Annotated in this window: 14 protein-coding genes; 7 read left to right on the top strand and 7 right to left on the bottom strand. The window is 37.8% G+C overall.

Features of this window, described 5'->3' with window-relative positions:
- The first annotated feature begins 199 nt into the window (after nucleotides 1-199).
- Nucleotides 200-1,069 carry an aldose 1-epimerase family protein gene (locus ACVWYN_RS12890; protein WP_457289276.1) on the top strand — a complete coding sequence of 290 codons (870 nt, stop codon included), beginning with the start codon at nucleotides 200-202 and terminating at the stop codon, nucleotides 1,067-1,069.
- Here ACVWYN_RS12890 and ACVWYN_RS12895 read toward each other — a convergent pair whose 3' ends face one another.
- Nucleotides 1,070-1,864 carry a DUF4249 domain-containing protein gene (locus ACVWYN_RS12895; RefSeq protein WP_457289277.1) on the bottom strand — a complete coding sequence of 265 codons (795 nt, stop codon included), beginning with the start codon at nucleotides 1,862-1,864 and terminating at the stop codon, nucleotides 1,070-1,072.
- A gap of 3 nt (nucleotides 1,865-1,867) precedes the next feature.
- On the bottom strand, nucleotides 1,868-4,198 hold the full coding sequence (locus ACVWYN_RS12900; protein ID WP_457289278.1) for a TonB-dependent receptor: 2,331 nt from the start codon (nucleotides 4,196-4,198) through the stop codon (nucleotides 1,868-1,870).
- A gap of 97 nt (nucleotides 4,199-4,295) precedes the next feature.
- Between ACVWYN_RS12900 and ACVWYN_RS12905 the strand changes: the two genes are divergently transcribed.
- From ACVWYN_RS12905 to pdeM, 4 genes are read left to right on the top strand one after another with little or no spacing between them, the layout of a single operon-like run.
- Nucleotides 4,296-5,315, top strand: a complete 1,020-nt coding sequence (locus ACVWYN_RS12905; RefSeq protein WP_457289279.1) for a ligase-associated DNA damage response exonuclease — start codon at nucleotides 4,296-4,298, stop codon at nucleotides 5,313-5,315.
- Complete coding sequence (locus ACVWYN_RS12910; RefSeq protein ID WP_457289280.1) at nucleotides 5,312-6,907, top strand: ATP-dependent DNA ligase; 1,596 nt, start codon at nucleotides 5,312-5,314, stop codon at nucleotides 6,905-6,907. The genes ACVWYN_RS12905 and ACVWYN_RS12910 overlap by 4 nt, the downstream gene beginning before the upstream one ends.
- Nucleotides 6,908-6,916: 9 nt before the next feature.
- Complete coding sequence (locus ACVWYN_RS12915; protein WP_457289281.1) at nucleotides 6,917-9,451, top strand: ligase-associated DNA damage response DEXH box helicase; 2,535 nt, start codon at nucleotides 6,917-6,919, stop codon at nucleotides 9,449-9,451.
- The gene (gene pdeM, locus ACVWYN_RS12920; RefSeq protein WP_457289282.1) at nucleotides 9,441-10,076 is read left to right on the top strand and encodes a ligase-associated DNA damage response endonuclease PdeM; all 636 of its coding nucleotides are present in this window, start codon (nucleotides 9,441-9,443) and stop codon (nucleotides 10,074-10,076) included. The genes ACVWYN_RS12915 and pdeM overlap by 11 nt, the downstream gene beginning before the upstream one ends.
- Here pdeM and ACVWYN_RS12925 read toward each other — a convergent pair.
- Genes ACVWYN_RS12925 through ACVWYN_RS12940 form a run of 4 tightly spaced genes read right to left on the bottom strand, consistent with a single transcriptional unit; the run spans nucleotide 10,073 to nucleotide 13,307 of the window.
- The gene (locus ACVWYN_RS12925; protein WP_457289283.1) at nucleotides 10,073-10,681 is read right to left on the bottom strand and encodes a hypothetical protein; all 609 of its coding nucleotides are present in this window, start codon (nucleotides 10,679-10,681) and stop codon (nucleotides 10,073-10,075) included. The genes pdeM and ACVWYN_RS12925 overlap by 4 nt on opposite strands.
- Nucleotide 10,682: 1 nt before the next feature.
- Nucleotides 10,683-11,951 carry an adenosylmethionine--8-amino-7-oxononanoate transaminase gene (gene bioA, locus ACVWYN_RS12930; protein ID WP_457289454.1) on the bottom strand — a complete coding sequence of 423 codons (1,269 nt, stop codon included), beginning with the start codon at nucleotides 11,949-11,951 and terminating at the stop codon, nucleotides 10,683-10,685.
- Nucleotides 11,929-12,387: an NUDIX domain-containing protein gene (locus tag ACVWYN_RS12935; RefSeq protein WP_457289284.1), complete on the bottom strand. Its 459-nt coding sequence runs from the start codon at nucleotides 12,385-12,387 to the stop codon at nucleotides 11,929-11,931. Before ACVWYN_RS12935 ends, bioA begins: the two co-directional genes overlap by 23 nt.
- Nucleotides 12,384-13,307, bottom strand: coding sequence for a cation diffusion facilitator family transporter (locus tag ACVWYN_RS12940; RefSeq protein WP_457289455.1), 924 nt, complete (start codon nucleotides 13,305-13,307; stop codon nucleotides 12,384-12,386). Before ACVWYN_RS12940 ends, ACVWYN_RS12935 begins: the two co-directional genes overlap by 4 nt.
- A 189-nt stretch (nucleotides 13,308-13,496) precedes the next feature.
- On the opposite strand from ACVWYN_RS12940, the gene ACVWYN_RS12945 reads away from it, so the two are divergent.
- The gene (locus ACVWYN_RS12945) at nucleotides 13,497-14,690 is read left to right on the top strand and encodes a pyridoxal phosphate-dependent aminotransferase (RefSeq protein WP_457289285.1); all 1,194 of its coding nucleotides are present in this window, start codon (nucleotides 13,497-13,499) and stop codon (nucleotides 14,688-14,690) included.
- Between the two features lie 72 nt (nucleotides 14,691-14,762).
- Here the strand turns inward: ACVWYN_RS12945 and ACVWYN_RS12950 are convergent, their stop codons facing one another.
- The gene (locus ACVWYN_RS12950) at nucleotides 14,763-16,004 is read right to left on the bottom strand and encodes an ABC transporter permease (RefSeq protein WP_457289286.1); all 1,242 of its coding nucleotides are present in this window, start codon (nucleotides 16,002-16,004) and stop codon (nucleotides 14,763-14,765) included.
- Nucleotides 16,005-16,451: 447 nt separating this feature from the next.
- Between ACVWYN_RS12950 and queA the strand changes: the two genes are divergently transcribed.
- Entirely contained in the window at nucleotides 16,452-17,501 is a 1,050-nt protein-coding gene (queA, locus tag ACVWYN_RS12955) for a tRNA preQ1(34) S-adenosylmethionine ribosyltransferase-isomerase QueA (protein WP_457289287.1), read from the top strand.
- The last annotated feature ends 5 nt before the right edge of the window (nucleotides 17,502-17,506 follow it).

Here is a 17,506-nt window from a genome sequence, read left to right on the forward strand (position 1 = left end):
AATTAATAATAAAAAAAGGAATACAAATATTCAGGTTACCCTGGGTTTATCAAGCAACCAATTAGATATTTTAGTAAACCTACTACGTTCTGCCATTATATAGCACTTGAACAGTTTTCAATAAAAACAATACCCATGACCGAAACTCTTTAAATCGTTAAGATGTTTTTAATTACTTTAGCAATATTAGCAAATTACAATGATTATACTAGAAAACGACTTTATTAAAGCTAGTTTTTCGCTCAAGGGCGCCGAACTCCAATCACTAATATATAAACAGACAAATAAAAATTTCCTTTGGAGCGGGGATAAGACTTTCTGGGGAAAGTATAGTCCGGTACTATTTCCAATTGTTGGAGGATTGAAGGATGATACATTTATTTACGAAGGACTCCCCTATCACTTAAATCGCCATGGTTTTGCAAGAGATAATGAATTTACGCTGCAACAATTAAGCGAAACAGAGTTACTTTTTTCACTTGAGCAATCTTCCGAAACCTTAAAGAGCTATCCTTTCCAATTCCACCTTGGAATACACTATAAACTAGAAGATAATATGCTTTCCTGTAAGTATGAAGTTATTAATCCTTCGCAGCATAAAAATCTATTTTTCTCTTTGGGTGGGCACCCTGCATTTGCAGTAACCACTGATAATGATATTTCCTATGCAGATTATTACCTAGAATTTAATGCTGATGATGAATTGATTTACCACAAGATTGAACAGGATTTAATAGGGAACAATACTAAGGTTATTGAACTTGATCAGAAACAATTAGCCTTGAGATATGACCTTTTTTATCAGGATGCTATGGTTTTTAAATCACTTAAAAGCAGCTTAATCTCATTACGGAATAACAAAAATACCAGCAGATTGGACTTTAGGTTTGAAGGATTTCCCTATTTTGGAATTTGGGCTGCAAAAAATGCTGACTTCGTATGTTTGGAACCTTGGTGTGGAATAGCTGATGTAGTTGGTCACAATCAAGAATTAGCCAGTAAAGAAGGTATACTAATGCTGGAACCTAATAAGACCTTTTCACGCACCTGGTCGATATCCCTATCGTAATTACAGCACTTTTGCTATTCTTTTACTTGAAGTATGTACACTAAATACGCCTAGCGCTCCATTACTGATGTTTGAAGGTGGATTTGCTGGCGAAACAGGTGGCCCACCTCCACCCAGATTTTGACCAAAACTGAAAAAATAAGTGTAAACATTCCTATCTATACATTGTAGCTCAAGCTCAATTGGATCGCCTGTCTGCAGGTCATTTAATTCGTGATAAATTGTGTTTGCCACTTTATTTCCATTGTTAAAACGGTCATCACTCACTACTTCTTCCACCACTTTGCCTTTTATGGTGAGCAAGTAACGATATTGATTCTGTGTTTCTAAAGGATCTTCAAAATTTGCCACGATGTGAGTAGCTGTCTTTCCAAAAAATGAAATCTGCCTGAAGTTTAAAGAATCCAAATAAACTTTCTCTGGCATAGAAGATACCGACGTATATTTTTGACCATCAAGTGTTACATCAAGTGTATATTTTTGACCAGGTCTTCCACGGAATTTAGGACTTTGATATACACCAGGTGTAATCTCTGAAAAATTGATCACGCTTCCCAGTTGAGAAGTTACTATAACCCTTGCTCCTGTGGCAGCGTTGAATTTATTGGGCTCTGTAAAGTTATAACTTCTGGAAATTCTAACGAATTGGTTATCTGTCTGGTCACTAATATCTCCATAAATAACGATTTTTGCTTCCGCATTTTTAAGATCTAATGAAATTACTTTTTCACAGCTGGAAAATGAGATTACCACATAAAGAACGGCAATAACCAGCTTAATCAATTTTTTCTTCATCAGTTAAAATTTAAAATTCCACGTAACAGAAGGGATAATACCGAACAAGGTAGTTCTAACTACTTGTGTTCTGGTAGCATCATCCGGATCATCCTTGAAATCAATAGAAAACGCATTTTGGCGATTGTAAACGTTGTATATACCAAAAGACCAGCTCGACTGTAATTTCTTTCCTGGTTTAGCCTCTAACGTTGCAGAGAGATCCATCCGGTGATATGCAGGTGTTCTATATCCATTCTTTTCCGTATAATAAAAAACTGTCCGTCCATTGATCTGATATTTTCCACTAGGATAAGTAACGGCATTACCTGTATTGTAAACAAAAACAGAAGAAAAGCTCCATCGTTTTCCGGGTTTGTAAATTCCAACTACAGAAAGATCGTGGGTTTTGTCTTGCTTAGCATAAAACCAATCACCATTGTTTAATTGATCGAATTTACGTTCCGTACGTGATAATGTGTATCCTATCCAGCCATTAAATTTCCCATATCTTTTTTTTAAAAAGAACTCCACCCCGTAAGCTCTTCCTTTACCGTACAAAAGATCGGCCTCAACGTTATTGTTTCCACGTAAGTCCGTACCCGTCCTGTATTCTATTTGATTTTCAAGTGATTTGTAATACAATTCAACGGAAAATTCATAACTATCGTTTAAGAAGTTCCTAAAATAACCTGTAGATAACTGATCTGACAATTCAGGTTTTACATTATTACTGTTTAATATATAAACATCTGTTGGTGAAGTTGTGGTGGAATTTGACATCAAATGGATGTGCTGAACATTCCTAGTGTAAGCAGCCTTTATAGATTCGGCACTACTCAATTGATAACTGGCAGACAAGCGCGGTTCAAGATACAGATACGTTTTAATGATTTTTCCTTTGCCATAGGTTAGTGTACTTATTGTATTTCCATCTGCGTCATAATTTCTGAAATTACCAGGTCCGAGCAAAGAAAAAGAACTTAATCTTAAACCAGAAACAATATTAAAATGATCAGAGACCTTGCATTCATCAGACATGTATGCCGCTAGCTCCACCCCATTTCTTTTTTCTGCAGTGGTTTGGTTGATACTGGAAGACTTACTTGCAGTAAGCTTTCCTGGTGAAATATTATGGTGTATGGCATTAATTCCAAACTTCAAACTATTGTTGCTGTTAACATTATACTCGTAGTCTTGTTTCAAATTATAATCCTTAATAGAAGAGTTGACTTCAAAATTATTTACATCATTCTTATTTTGAATTACGTAATTGTAATTGCTGTAGATTAATGATGTGTTAGAGAACAATTTACTACCGTATAAATGGTTCCACCTGGCAGTAACAGTTGCATTACCCCAGTTAAAACCAAAAGACTTTGAAATTCCAAGCTTATCCCTACCAAAATATCCAGATATATAAAAAGTATTCCGTTCGTTAAGCTGATAATTTGCTTTGGCGTTTACATCATAAAAAAACAAGGTATTCCCTCTTAAAGAACTATCAGGAGAAAGTGCAAGAAAAGCATCGAGATAGGTACGCCTGGCACTAATCATGAATGAACCCTTATTTTTAACAATAGGACCATCTACCTTTAAACGCGATGAAATCAGCCCGATTCCGCCTTCAACCCCATAAGTTTTTCGGTTACCCTCATCCATGCGGATGTCAAGCACTGATGATAAGCGACCGCCATACTGTGCAGGCATGCCTCCTTTATAGACGCTCAAATCCTTTATGGCATCAGAATTAAATGTAGAAAAAAAGCCTAAAAGGTGAGATGCATTGTAAACAGGTGCCTCGTCAAGCAGAATCAGATTCTGATCAGTTGACCCTCCTCTTACATAAAATCCGCTATTTCCTTCACCGGCAGATTTAATTCCTGGCAAAAGCTGGAGTGTTTTAAGTACATCACGTTCTCCTAAAAGGACTGGCACGGTACTAATTTCTCTCACATTAACCTTTTGTAATCCCATCTGTGCGCTACTTACATTTTCATCCTTTTTTATTGACGAAATGACCACTTCTGTTAACTGATTGTTCTCAGCTAAAGCAACATTAAGCTTTTGGTTATTTTTTACAGTTATTCGCTGTACCTGTGTCTTGTAGCTAATAAAGCTTACTGATATTTCATACTCACCCTGGGGCAAACTAAGCGCATAAAAACCATAAGAGTTAGTAACAACTCCCGTTTTTACAGTCCCTGACACTTGTATACTCGCCCCTATTAAGGTTTCCCCACTACTTGCATCAGTTATTAAACCACTAATGGTATAATTGCTTTGCGCATAAGTGAATTTTGAAAAAAGAAGGCCTATAATAAGTAAAAGGGCAACGCGTTGTATATTTGGCATGTATAGGGGTATCTGATTACAATAATAGCAAAGAAATGTCATTATCAGTTATCCCTAATGTTAAAACTTTGTGAACCAAATTTTGTTAGGGAAAACAATGGATCTAATCAAATTTACCAATAAAGGAATTTATTGCGAACAAGGGGATTTCTATATTGATCCTTGGCACCCTGTGAAACTTGCGGTTACTACTCATGGACATGCAGATCATGTTAAATGGGGAAATAATGCCTATTTATGCCATGAATTAACAAAACCAATTTTGGATCAAAGGCTTGGGCCAGATCTTAACATAGAAACGCTACCTTACAACAAGGAAATTAACATAAATGGAGTAAAAGTTAGCCTTTTTCCAGCTGGGCATGTAATTGGATCATCTCAGGTGAGGCTTGAATATAAAGGACAAGTATGTGTAGTATCAGGCGATTACAAAGTGGAATATGATGGTATCAGTACCGCATTTGAACCTGTTAAATGCCACACTTTTGTATCTGAAAGTACATTCGGCTTACCTATATACAAGTGGCAACCGCAGGAAATCATTTTTGACCAGATAAAAAGTTGGGTAGCCGATAATCACGATAACAATAAAACAAGTGTATTGGTGGCCTACAGTTTAGGCAAGGCTCAGCGATTGATTAAAGGGCTGGACGGTTTCGGTAAAATTTATGTGCATAATTCCATCGCAAATTTGAATGAACGGTTTATAAAAGCAGGTGTTGATTTGCCTGAAACCATTGGAATAACTACTGAAACCAAAAAAGATGAACTGCAAAGAGGCATAGTTATCGTTCCTCCTGCTCTTGCAGAAGGAAGGTGGATAAAGAACCTGATTAATGGTGCAACTGGCGTTTGCTCTGGATGGATGCAGGTCAGAGCGAGCAGAAGATGGAGAAGTGCAGATGCAGGTTTCGCATTAAGCGATCACGCTGATTGGCCAGGTTTGATTTCTGCCATTAAAGAAACAGAGGCCGAAAAGGTTTACGTCACCCACGGTTTTACGGCCACATTTTCGAAATACTTAAATGAAATAGGAATAGCCAGCGAGGAAGTAAAAACTCAATATGGCAACGAAGACGATTCCGATGAGAAAGAACTAACAACTACTACGGTATGAGGCGCTTTACAGAATTGATACAGCGACTCGAGATGAGCAATAAGACGAACGATAAGATTACTGCACTTGTAGACTATTTTAACGAAGCAGATGACCTGGACAAACCTTTTGTAATTGCCATGTTTACTGGGAAGCGACCAAAGCGACCTGTGAGCACGTCCTTGATCAGGAAATGGGCAACAGAACTTAGTGGCATACCCGAATGGCTCTTTGCAGAAAGTTACCATAGTGTGGGCGACCTAAGTGAGACTATAGCTTTAGTATTGCCGCCTCCATCAAGAATTACTGATAGAAAATTACATGAATGGATAGCTGACCTCGCATCATTGTATGGAAAAGATGAAGACGCCAAAAAAGCATTTATCCTCGATGCATGGGATAGCCTGACTACTCAGGAGCGGTTTATTTTCAATAAACTGATTTCAGGGAACTTTAGAATTGGTGTTTCTAATAAAATGCTGGTAAATGCCCTGGCCAAACAAACTAATACAGAAGCTAACAAAATTATGCATAGCATAATGGGAAAATGGCATCCACAAGATATCACTTTTCAGGACTTGGTTGGCGGACTTCACGTAAATACCGACAATTCCTGGCCATATCCTTTTTGTCTGGCCTACGCGCTTGAAGTTGAACCAGAAGAATTGGGTAAACCTGAACAATGGCAGGCAGAATGGAAGTGGGATGGTATACGCGGACAAATAGTAAAGCGAAATGGAGAACTTTTTATCTGGTCGCGGGGCGAAGAATTGGTAACGGAGCAGTTTCCAGAATTGCATTTTCTTTTAGATGAATTGGAAGATGGGACTGTTCTAGATGGAGAGATACTTTCAATAAAAGAGGGCAATGTTCAAGCATTCAGCATACTACAGCAACGGTTAAATCGTAAAACAATTAACAAAACTCAACTTAAAGATGCTCCAATTGGCTTTTACGTCTATGACCTCCTTGAAATAAATGGCAAAGATTTGAGGGAAAACAATTTAATAGACAGACGTAATTTCCTGGAACAAACTGTAACGAATCTGAAAACAAAAAACTTAGTATTCCTATCACCAATAGTTACATTCAGTACTTGGGAAGACCTTGCTGAACAAAGATTGAGTGCAAGGGAACTAAACAGCGAGGGGATCATGCTTAAAAAATTGGACTCCTTATATCATGCGGGAAGAAAACGAGGAGATTGGTGGAAATGGAAAATTAACCCGTATACTGTGGATACCGTTATGATTTACGCACAAAAAGGAAGTGGCAGAAGAGCAAATTTCTACACGGATTATACTTTTGCTGTAAGGGATGGCGATAAGCTAATTACAGTTGCAAAAGCCTATTCAGGGTTGACAGATAAAGAGATAAAAGAGGTAAATTCTTTTGTATTAAAAAATGCCGTAGAGAAATTTGGTCCTGTTAGAACAGTTAAGCCAGAACTCGTTTTTGAAATTGCTTTTGAAGGCATAGCGGAAAGTAAACGTCACAAAGCCGGACTAGCACTTCGATTTCCAAGGATAGCAAGATGGAGAAAAGACAAGAAAGCAGATGAGATCAATACATTAGAAGATTTGCGCCAATTATTAGTTTCTACCCTATCTTAATTATTAAAAATGGGCATAGAAACCAGTAAAGGATATAAACAGGTAATGAGATGGCTGAAAGCCAGTCGCAAAAAACCTTTCAAATTCCAAACAGATGCTTGGCTATACTATGCAGAAGGTTATAGCGGATTGGTAAACGCTCCCACCGGTTTTGGTAAAACTTTCTCACTATTTCTTGCTGTTGCCATTGATGAGTTGAATAAATTAGATGATTTGGAGCGTGCGCAAAAAAAAGAAAAGGGAACAAAGAAAAAGCTGAAAGTAGTCCCTGGTCTAAAGCTCATTTGGATAACTCCACTAAGATCGCTAGCTAAAGATCTTTCAAGGGCAATGACCGAAGTTTGTAATGAACTTCAAATTGATTGGCATGTGGGTGTTAGAAATGGGGATACCTCTCAAAATGAGAAGCTAAAGCAGAAGAAGCAAATGCCCGAAGTCTTGATCATCACCCCTGAAAGTATTCATTTATTACTGGCTCAAAAGAGTACGTTCAATTATTTTGAGCACCTACAATGCATTGTGGCCGACGAATGGCATGAACTAATGGGGAGTAAACGTGGAGTAATGGCTGAGTTAGCCATATCAAGGATTAAGGGCCTAATCAATGAGCAAAATCCAGAGCGATTACTCAGAATATGGGGTATATCTGCTACTATAGGAAATATTAACCAGGCGCTTGATGTGCTGATTCCTTATAAGGATCTAGCTAAAACGATCATCAAAGCCGATATAGAAAAAAAGATTGTTATCAAATCTATTTTACCAGATCATATTGATATGCTTCCATGGGCTGGTCATCTTGGACATAAGTTAGCGGATAAGCTGCTGCCCATTATCTATAAAAGTAAAACAACACTGATATTTACCAACACACGCGGACAGGCAGAAATGTGGTATCAAACATTATTAGCAAAAGATGAAAATTTGGCTGGACAACTGGCAATACATCATGGCTCAATTGATTTTGAGTTGAGGAACTGGATAGAGGATTCCATCCATTCAGGCGTTTTAAAAGCCGTTGTAAGTACATCATCGTTAGATCTGGGAGTAGACTTTAAACCCGTCGACACGGTAGTGCAAATTGGATCACCTAAAGGTGTAGCCAGATTTTTACAGCGTGCAGGACGTAGTGGTCACTCACCTTATGAAACTTCTAAGATCTATTTTTTACCAACCCATGCGCTAGAACTCGTGGAAGCTGCAGCCATAAAAGAAGCAGCGAAAACACAAAACATTGAAAGTAGAGAACCAATTGTAATGGCTTTCGATACCTTGATTCAGTATCTGGTTACTCTGGCGGTGGGTGATGGCTTTGATGATAAAAAGATATTTGCTGAAATTAAACAAACCCACGCTTTTAGAGAATTATTACCAGAGGAATGGAGTTGGATTATGCAATTTATCACCACAGGTGGAGATAGCTTGACCGCCTATACAGAATTTAGCAAGGTAACCAAGGTTGATGGACTCTGGAAAGTTGAGAGCAGACAGATTGCAACGCGGCATAGGTTACATATTGGAACAATTGTTAGCGATGCTATGGTAAAGGTGAAATACATCACCGGAGGCTTTATAGGCATGGTAGAAGAATCTTTCGTTGCGAGAATGAAACCAGGAAGCAATTTTACGCTTGCGGGCAGAGTTTTAGAGTTTGTGATGATCAAAGACATGATGGTTTTGGTAAGGAAAAGCAAACAAAAAACCGCAATGAGCCCAAGCTGGATGGGTGGTAGGATGTCGCTTACCGCTAATCTGGGCGCGATACTCAGGAAAAAGTACAACGAAACCCTATCTAAACAACACTCCGATGAGGAACTGGATTTTGTCTTGCCCTTGTTTGAAAGACAGGCAAAGGTATCGCATGTTCCCAAGGATGACGAATTTCTAATTGAATTGATCAATACACGAGATGGATATCATTTTTTTGCTTACCCTTTTGAAGGCAGGCAAGTACATGAGATCATGGCTTCCTTGATTGCATACCGATTGGGTAAACTTAAGCCCATTAGCTTTTCTATAGCGATGAACGATTATGGATTTGAACTGCTAAGTGAACAACCAATCCCACTGGATGAAGTGAATATTAAACACTTATTTACCCCGGAAAACTTATCAGACGACATCATTGCGAGCATCAATTCCACCGAAATGGCAAGAAGAAAATTTAGGGATATTGCTTGTATATCTGGATTAATTTTCCAGGGATATCCAGGGAAATATGTAGCTAATAAACACTTGCAATCTTCTGCTGCACTATTTTTCAATGTTTTTAGTGATTATGATAAACATAACTTATTATTGCGCCAGGCTTATGACGAAGCCTTTTATCAACAGATTGAAGAACCAAGAATAGCAGCAGCTTTAAATCGCATCCAAGAAAGTAAAGTCATCATCGTAAAAACAGAAAGCTATACGCCTTTATGTTTTCCTATTAAAGTGGACAGTTTACGCGACAATATGAGTTCTGAAGAGTTAAGTCAAAGAATTGAAAGAATGACTGCCGAAGCAGAGAAGAATAGTTTGAAGAAAAGGAATGAACATTAGTTGCAGAGGAGAAACTTTATTTCTAAGTAAAGAAAAAGCGATTTATTGGGAAAGAGAACGAATGCTGATCATTAGCGACCTCCACATCGGTAAGTCAGCCCATTTTAGGAAATCAGGCATTCAAGTGCCTAATGCTGTTGGGTTAACGGATCTGCATAGACTTACCTCTTTAGTGAAAGAATTTAATCCATTAATAGTACTGGTTACTGGTGATATGTTTCACAATAAGATAAACAGCGATGTAAATGCATTTTTAGAGTGGAGGAATACATACAGCAATCTTAAAGTAATATTGATTAAAGGCAACCATGATGAATTGAAGACCAAAGATTATAAGGCTTTAAATATCGAACTGCATACAAAAGAATTAATCATATCACCCTTTAGATTTATCCATGATAAGCCGAAAGTTGCCGACGAGTATTTCAATATATCAGGTCACATTCACCCAGGGGTTATCTTATATGGAAAAGCTAAACAAAGGTTAAAGTTTCCATGTTTTTACTTTAATGAGACCTGTGCGGTACTACCGGCATTCAGCATCTTCACTGGTCTATTTCTGATTAAACAACAAGAGGGTGATAGGTTTTTTGCTATTACGCCTCAGCAAGTTATCGAGGTTTAGTTCAGCTGTTTGCATAAACTAGAAATCCAATCATTAAACATTTCCTGTTCTATACCTATTACCACTTCTGCATGTCTTTCCCAATCCGGAGAAAAAGACCTGAGTTGATTAAGCATCTCTTCCAGATGTCCTTCTTCCTCTAATATAATAGATTTGACAGTAACTTTGCTTTTAGCCGCAGTCAATACTTCCTGGTAAACAGGATATAATTCGTCTGCACGTACTTCAATAGCATAGGTCACAAATAAATACGCCGCAAATTTGAGTTCATAACCATTTAGATCAAATTGCTTCTTTAGGTATCTACATACAGATACATCCAGGGCATTTAGGTAAAATTTAGTATTATTAGCGGTAAGCAGCTCGTCGTTAGTATAGGTTTTACATAGCCCGCCATCTAGTTTATCCAGCTGTTTTTTTAAGTAGTAGGCATGGCGGTGTTCTTCTGCCGCATGTTTTAAGATGATCAGATTGACCGTTTCTTTATGCTCTGAGGCAGAGATCTTTTTGGCACCTGCATTCTCCATGTAAGACAGTGTATTTAACCACTTTGCGTGCAAGGTATTGTTGCTAACTATATTTTCTAATATTAATTTGATCTGCATCTTATAAATCGTTTAACGCCTGTAAAATAGTTTGGTAAATATAATCCAGATCCTCATCAGTGATGACATAAGGAGGTAAAATATAAATGATATTGCCTAATGGCCTTAGGATAATTCCTCTTTCCAGAAAATACAGATAAAGTCTATTTCTGAATTCACTCAGGTATGATGTATCTTTTCCTGTGTTCCACTCCATTACTAAAATTGTACCTGTTTGCCTAACGTCTTTCAGTTTGTCGTTAGAACTTATTTGTTTTGCAAACTCAGTATGCTTTTTGCTGATTCGTTGGATATTTTGAAGCGTTTGGGATTCCAGTAATATATCAAGACTCGCAAGAGAAGCTGCGATACTTACAGGATTGGCAGTGAAAGAATGTCCATGATATAGTGTCTTAAGCTTATCATCACTAAAGAACGCCTCATATATTTTAGCGTTACAGGTAGTTACACCTAAGGGCATAGTGCCGCCGGTTAGTCCTTTTGATAAGCAAAAAATATCTGGATTACATTCAAGTGCTTCACATGAAAAATAGGTTCCAGTACGCCCAAATCCAGTCATCACCTCATCAGCTATAGTTAGAATACCATGTTTATTACATGCAACAATAAGCTGATCCAGGTGTTTTGCATGGTACATTAGCATACCCCCTGCCCCAAGTACCATTGGCTCGAAAATAAAACAAGCAACCTCATTAGATAAATAATCTATGCGGGATTTTAGCTGTTCAATATTGTGATCGTTTGGCAGATCAATAAACTCCACATCAAATAGCAATGAATTAAATGGGTTGGTAAATATACTACGCCCGCTTACTGACATAGCGCCAAAAGTATCTCCATGATAGGCTTCTTTAAACGCCAGGATCTTAGTTCTTGGTAGCTTACCGATATTAACCCAATATTGCAGGCACATTTTAAGCGCAACTTCTACCGCGGTAGATCCATTGTCGCTATAGAAAACCTTTTCTTGTTTTCCGGGTAATAATGGCAATATCCGCTCTGCCAATAATACAGCAGGCTCATGTGTAAAGCCGGCAAAAATTACATGTTCAAGTATAGAAAGTTGTGCAGAAACGCTTTCCGCAATATGAGGATGAGCATGCCCATGGATATTTACCCACCAGCTGGAAACTGCATCAATGTATTTTTTACCAGATTCATCGTACAAGTAGACACCCTTTCCGCTAACAATGGGAATATTAGGCAGTGCATTCTTCATTTGCGTATAAGGATGCCAAATTACTTTTTCATCTCTTTCCTGTAAGCTCATCATATGCGTTGCTTATTAATAGTTCTATAACAGTTTTATCTGTCTTAAAGGTAACATCATCTGCATTTAGTTCATCCAAATTAACCCATCTAAATGCCTGCATAGTACCTTCATCAAAATCGAAGACCTTCGATTTAAAGTTCATGGTTAGCAAATGAAGAGGCTTCACCAAGTAATAAATGCTCAAGATTTGGCTGTCGTTAAAAGAAGACTGTTCGTAGAAATCAGTCGTGTAAAAATGGCCAATAACTTCAATTTGTGTATCACACTCCTCCATAAACTCACGTTTAAGTGCGTCTATCAATCCTTCACCCAATTCCAACCCTCCACCTGGAAACTTGCTAAATGTCCTTCCCCCTGATTGCTCATCACTAATCAGAATTTCATTGTGCTCGTTAATGAGCATTCCGTAAACCCTTACGTTAAAATAACTCATTGATCAAAGTGTTTTTGGTTTTTGGTGGCATTTCTAATATTCCATTTGATTTCAAAATTAAATGGCTCTGACCTTACAGGGCAGGCTTTCATTTTGCAATAATTACAACAGGCTGGTAGACAAGGGTCCGTATGAATGAATAATTCTGTTTTATGATCAGTGTTACCATTAACCATTTTATCGATATTTGAAACTTCCTGATGTACTTGATTAAGATCAAAATAATAGGGCATGGTCACATGGCAATCAATATGTAAATCTGAACCATATTGCTGTGCCCTAAGGTTATGTACATCAATCCAGGAATCATGTCTGTTTTCTTGTAATACAGCTATGATATCTTTAACTAATACCGTATTGCTTTCGTCCATTAATCCCCCTACAGAATGCCTTGTAAGCAAGTATCCGTTGTAAATAATATAGATACCCAATGCGATAGAGATTAAGCTGTCCAACCAATATATATGAGTAATCTGGATAAGTAAAATCCCTGCCACTAAGCCGGCACTTGTAATCGCGTCAGTGAGTAAATGTTTTCCGTCTGCCTCGAGGGTTATAGAGCGGTGCTTTTTACCAGCGTTAATCAAATAATATCCTACAATCAGATTAACAATTCCAGTAACACCTATAATAGCTGCACCTTCAAACAATTGAAATATTGGCTTTGGATAGATAAGGTCGTATCCCGATTTTAAAATGATGACCACTCCGGCAATGCTGATCAAAGAACCTTCTAAAAATGCAGAGAAAAATTCAACTTTACCATGGCCATATGGATGGTTGGTATCTTTAGGTAAGGTAGCCAAATAAATACTGTAGAATGCAAATGCGCTAGCCAGTACATTTACTATACTTTCCATCGCATCAGTAAGGATAGCATTGGAATGGGTAATAAAATAAGCCCCAAACTTAGCCAGCATGAGCAATATGCTAACACAAAGGGCGATGAGTATTGCTTTCTTTTTAGGTTGCAAATTTAAGCGGTTGAGCTTCCAAAAATACATTATAACACTTGAATTATATTAAAAAGTATTTTTTTTAGTTTATAATTCAGTGAGGTTCATATATTTGCGATCGCACAAAATTAAATTTGCTGAGCACTAATCATTATGACATTTTTATCCAACAGAATCAACAATCTATCTGAGTCGCAGACCATTAAAATGGCTAAACTGGGTAGAGAGCTATCCGCAAAAGGGATAGACGTTATTAACCTAAGTTTTGGTGAGCCCGACTTCTTTACGCCTCAGTTTGTAAAGAATGCCGCCAAAACAGCTGTAGACGAAAACTATTCTTACTACACCCCTGTTTCTGGTTATCCTGACCTGAGAAAGGCTGTTGCTGAAAAGCTATTAAGAGAGAATGGCTTGTCCTATAGTTTTGACCAAATCGTCGTTTCTACAGGTGCCAAGCAATCTCTTGCAAATGCAGTTCTTTGTCTGGTAAATCCTGGTGATGAGGTGATCGTACCTACTCCTTACTGGGTATCGTACTCTGAAATGATTAAACTTGCAGAAGGTGAGTCTGTGTTTATTAATGCCACTGTTGAAAATAACTTTAAAATAACAGCTGCTGAATTAGAGGCTGCAATAACGCCGAAATCTAAATTATTCATGTTCTCTTCGCCATGCAATCCAACCGGGTCTGTATATAGCAAAGAGGAACTTGCTTCACTAGCTGAAGTTTTTGAAAGATATCCAAACATTTATATCATTTCTGATGAAATTTATGAGCACATTAACTTCGTAGGAAAGCATGCTTCAATTGCTGAATTTGATTCAATTAAAGACAGGGTGATCTTAATTAATGGGTTTTCTAAATCTTATGCGATGACCGGATGGAGAGTTGGTTACATGGCAGCAAATAAAGAAATAGCCAATGCCTGCGATAAGCTTCAGGGTCAAATCACTTCAGGCACCTCTTCCATCGCACAACGCGCTGCGCTTGAAGCATATCATGGCGGATTGGCTACTGTGAATGAAATGGTTGCAGAATTTAAGAAACGTAGGGACATTGTTTATGCCTTACTTTCTGAAATACCGGGAGTGAATGTAAACCTACCTGATGGTGCCTTTTACTTCTTCCCTGAAATCAAATCTTACTTTGGAAAAAAAGATGGAGATAATGTGATTAACACTGCAGAGGATCTTTCTTTATACTTGTTAAATGAAGCTCATGTATCTACAGTTACTGGTGAGGCATTTGGAAATGAAGATTGCATCAGGATCTCTTATGCGGCTTCTGAAGAACAGTTGAGAAAAGCAGTTTCAAGAATAAAAGATGCATTAGCTAAACTGAGCTAGAAATTAACCATAAATAAGAGGGCGTTTTGCAATTATGCAAAAACGCCCTTTTCTTTTTAAGGATTTAAGACTTTAAGATCTAATCGCTTCAACAGGATCAAGTCGGGAAGCAGAAAATGCAGGCCAAAATCCAGATATGGTACCTATAATCAAAGATATCCCTAGCCCGAGGTTTATATTGTTCCAATAAAGGATCATTTTGAATCCAGTTAAACCTATCAAAATGGAGCCTAAGTAAACAAGAAACAGACCTAATACCCCCCCTATTAAGCATAGCATTACAGATTCAAATAAGAATTGCAATAATATAAAATAATTCTTCGCACCTAATGATTTCTGAATCCCAATAATATTGGTTCGCTCCTTTACGGACACGAACATGATATTGGCTATTCCAAAACCACCTACTAGGATAGAAAAAATACCGATTGCCCAGCCTCCCTTCTTCAGCATACTGAACATTTGATCCAACTGAGCGGAAGCGATTGTACTCTTGTTTAAAGAGAAATCTTCTTCTGCACCAGGTTTTGTACGTCTTATAGCTCGCATCGCTCCCCGCATTTCGCTCTCTATTTCGTCTAAATCTATATTTTCAAAGCCCCTAACAGTAATCATGGGGTCGTAGCGCTCGCTCTCAACATCCATAATACCTTTAGCAAAATTTAGTGGCATCACGATGTTCTTATCCTGAGACATACCCATCATGTCTTCCCCTTCCTTCTTAAATACCCCTACAACATTTAACTTCCTACCCATCACAACTATAGTCTTTCCAACGGGGTCAACACCATCAAAAAGGCCTTCGGCAACATCTGCACCTATAAGCAATACCGGAGATCCTGCCCTACCTTCGTTTTCTGTAAAATAACGGCCGTCTTGAAAATCAAGATTCCAGGTTTTGTTAAAATCTTGTGAGGCAGCCCTTATACCAACCCCTTCTACAGAACTGCTCCTGTATTTCACTGTCCTTGAGTTGGCAAAAATTTCATAAGAAACGCCCTCTGCATATTCTAATCGGTCTTTTAAACGATCATAATCCCGGAGGGAAGGCACTGGTCTATTCACGTACTTCCACCAAGGATAATCACCAAAACCACCCCATGGCCATTTTTGTACAAATACAGTTTTTGAGCCTAATTTATCAACGCTTTCCTGCAATTTGGCCCTTAATGAATCTACACCAGTAAATACAAAAATAATAACAAAAATACCGATAGTTATCCCTAAAAGGGAAAGGAGGGTACGCATTTTATTCTGGCGCAGTGCATCAGCTGCAAACCTAAAACTTTCGCCTACTAATCTGAAAATAATCATAATTAAGGTTTAGATCAAAAGTACCCAAAAAGGTTACAGGATGAGTATTATATATTCTAAAATATTGCGGTATAGAAAAAATTCATATTCGAGATATTTCAAGTATACAGTGTTCCCTTCCTACATCAGGGATAAATGGTATCTGGCCTCATATATTCTCTATCCGTTAAAGGGACATCAAAGGTTATATGTTAGCCTTTTAGATATACCAATGATGCAGAACCGATAGCCGACGGATACCGAATGGATAACCGAAGTACGAAGCCAGGCCGAAGGCAGGTACTACCCAGGCCGAAGCCAGACACTAATTAAAAGTGCAAAAGTTTCGTCCCATTAAAGAATGACAAAATACACAATTGTTAACTTACTAATTATTACCCCAATATTTTTGCACAAAATGGGATAATAATTAGTAATTTTGCGGCCTTAATTATCACATCAAAAAATATGAAGTTATCTCAATTTAAGTTTAATTTACCTGAGTCTTTAATTGCCAACAATCCTTCAGAACAACGAGATGAAGCTCGTTTAATGGTTCTGCATAAAGACAGTGGCAAGATAGAACATAAAATATTCAAGGATGTTTTAAGTTATTTTGATGATAAAGACGTCATGATTTTGAACAACACCAAGGTTTTTCCTGCACGTTTATATGGCAATAAAGAAAAAACTGGAGCTACAATAGAGGTGTTCCTTTTACGTGAGTTAAATAAAGAGCTCCGTTTGTGGGATGTTCTTGTTGATCCTGCACGTAAAATCCGTGTGGGTAATAAACTTTATTTTGGAGATAACGACTTATTGGTAGCTGAGGTAGTTGACAACACTACTTCCCGTGGCCGTACCATTAGATTTTTATTTGACGGTACTGATGAAGAATTCAGAAAAAACATCGAAATTTTAGGAGAAACTCCACTTCCTAAATACATAAAAAGAAAGGCAACCGCACAGGATAAAGAACGTTATCAAACCATTTTTGCGAAGCATGAAGGTGCCGTGGCTGCTCCTACTGCAGGTTTACACTTTAGCAGGGAGTTGATGAAACGCCTGGAACTAAAAGGAATTAACTTTGCCGAGGTAACTTTGCACGTGGGTTTAGGTACTTTCAGATCTGTAGAAGTGGAAGACCTTACCAAACATAAAATGGATTCTGAGCAATATATCATTGAGCAAAAATCTGCTGATATGGTAAATAAAGCTATTGAAGAAAAAAGAAAGATTTGTGCGGTTGGAACAACATCAATGCGTGCCATTGAATCAGCAGTTTCTTCTAACAGAACTTTAAAGGCTGCTAACGACTGGACAAGTAAATTCATTTTCCCTCCATACGAATTCAGTATTGCCAATTCCATGATAACTAATTTCCATACCCCAGAATCAACTTTATTGATGATGGTAAGTGCTTTTGGTGGCTATGACTATGTAAGAAATGCTTATGAAGTTGCATTGAAAGAGAAATATCGTTTTTATAGCTATGGTGACGCGATGCTGATCATCTAAAATCA

Source organism: Pedobacter sp. UYP24, assembly GCF_054057295.1.

Bases quoted from the DNA above. Each gene is read 5' to 3' on its own strand.
- ACVWYN_RS12915 (WP_457289281.1), top strand. From the start codon at position 6,917: ATGGGCATAGAAACCAGTAAAGGATATAAACAGGTAATGAGATGGCTG.
- ACVWYN_RS12925 (WP_457289283.1), bottom strand. From the start codon at position 10,681: ATGCAGATCAAATTAATATTAGAAAATATAGTTAGCAACAATACCTTG.
- ACVWYN_RS12945 (WP_457289285.1), top strand. From the start codon at position 13,497: ATGACATTTTTATCCAACAGAATCAACAATCTATCTGAGTCGCAGACC.
- pdeM (WP_457289282.1), top strand. From the start codon at position 9,441: ATGAACATTAGTTGCAGAGGAGAAACTTTATTTCTAAGTAAAGAAAAA.
- ACVWYN_RS12940 (WP_457289455.1), bottom strand. From the start codon at position 13,307: ATGCTGGCTAAGTTTGGGGCTTATTTTATTACCCATTCCAATGCTATC.
- ACVWYN_RS12900 (WP_457289278.1), bottom strand. From the start codon at position 4,198: ATGCCAAATATACAACGCGTTGCCCTTTTACTTATTATAGGCCTTCTT.
- ACVWYN_RS12910 (WP_457289280.1), top strand. From the start codon at position 5,312: ATGAGGCGCTTTACAGAATTGATACAGCGACTCGAGATGAGCAATAAG.
- ACVWYN_RS12905 (WP_457289279.1), top strand. From the start codon at position 4,296: ATGGATCTAATCAAATTTACCAATAAAGGAATTTATTGCGAACAAGGG.
- bioA (WP_457289454.1), bottom strand. From the start codon at position 11,951: ATGAGCTTACAGGAAAGAGATGAAAAAGTAATTTGGCATCCTTATACG.
- ACVWYN_RS12890 (WP_457289276.1), top strand. From the start codon at position 200: ATGATTATACTAGAAAACGACTTTATTAAAGCTAGTTTTTCGCTCAAG.
- queA (WP_457289287.1), top strand. From the start codon at position 16,452: ATGAAGTTATCTCAATTTAAGTTTAATTTACCTGAGTCTTTAATTGCC.
- ACVWYN_RS12950 (WP_457289286.1), bottom strand. From the start codon at position 16,004: ATGATTATTTTCAGATTAGTAGGCGAAAGTTTTAGGTTTGCAGCTGAT.
- ACVWYN_RS12895 (WP_457289277.1), bottom strand. From the start codon at position 1,864: ATGAAGAAAAAATTGATTAAGCTGGTTATTGCCGTTCTTTATGTGGTA.
- ACVWYN_RS12935 (WP_457289284.1), bottom strand. From the start codon at position 12,387: ATGAGTTATTTTAACGTAAGGGTTTACGGAATGCTCATTAACGAGCAC.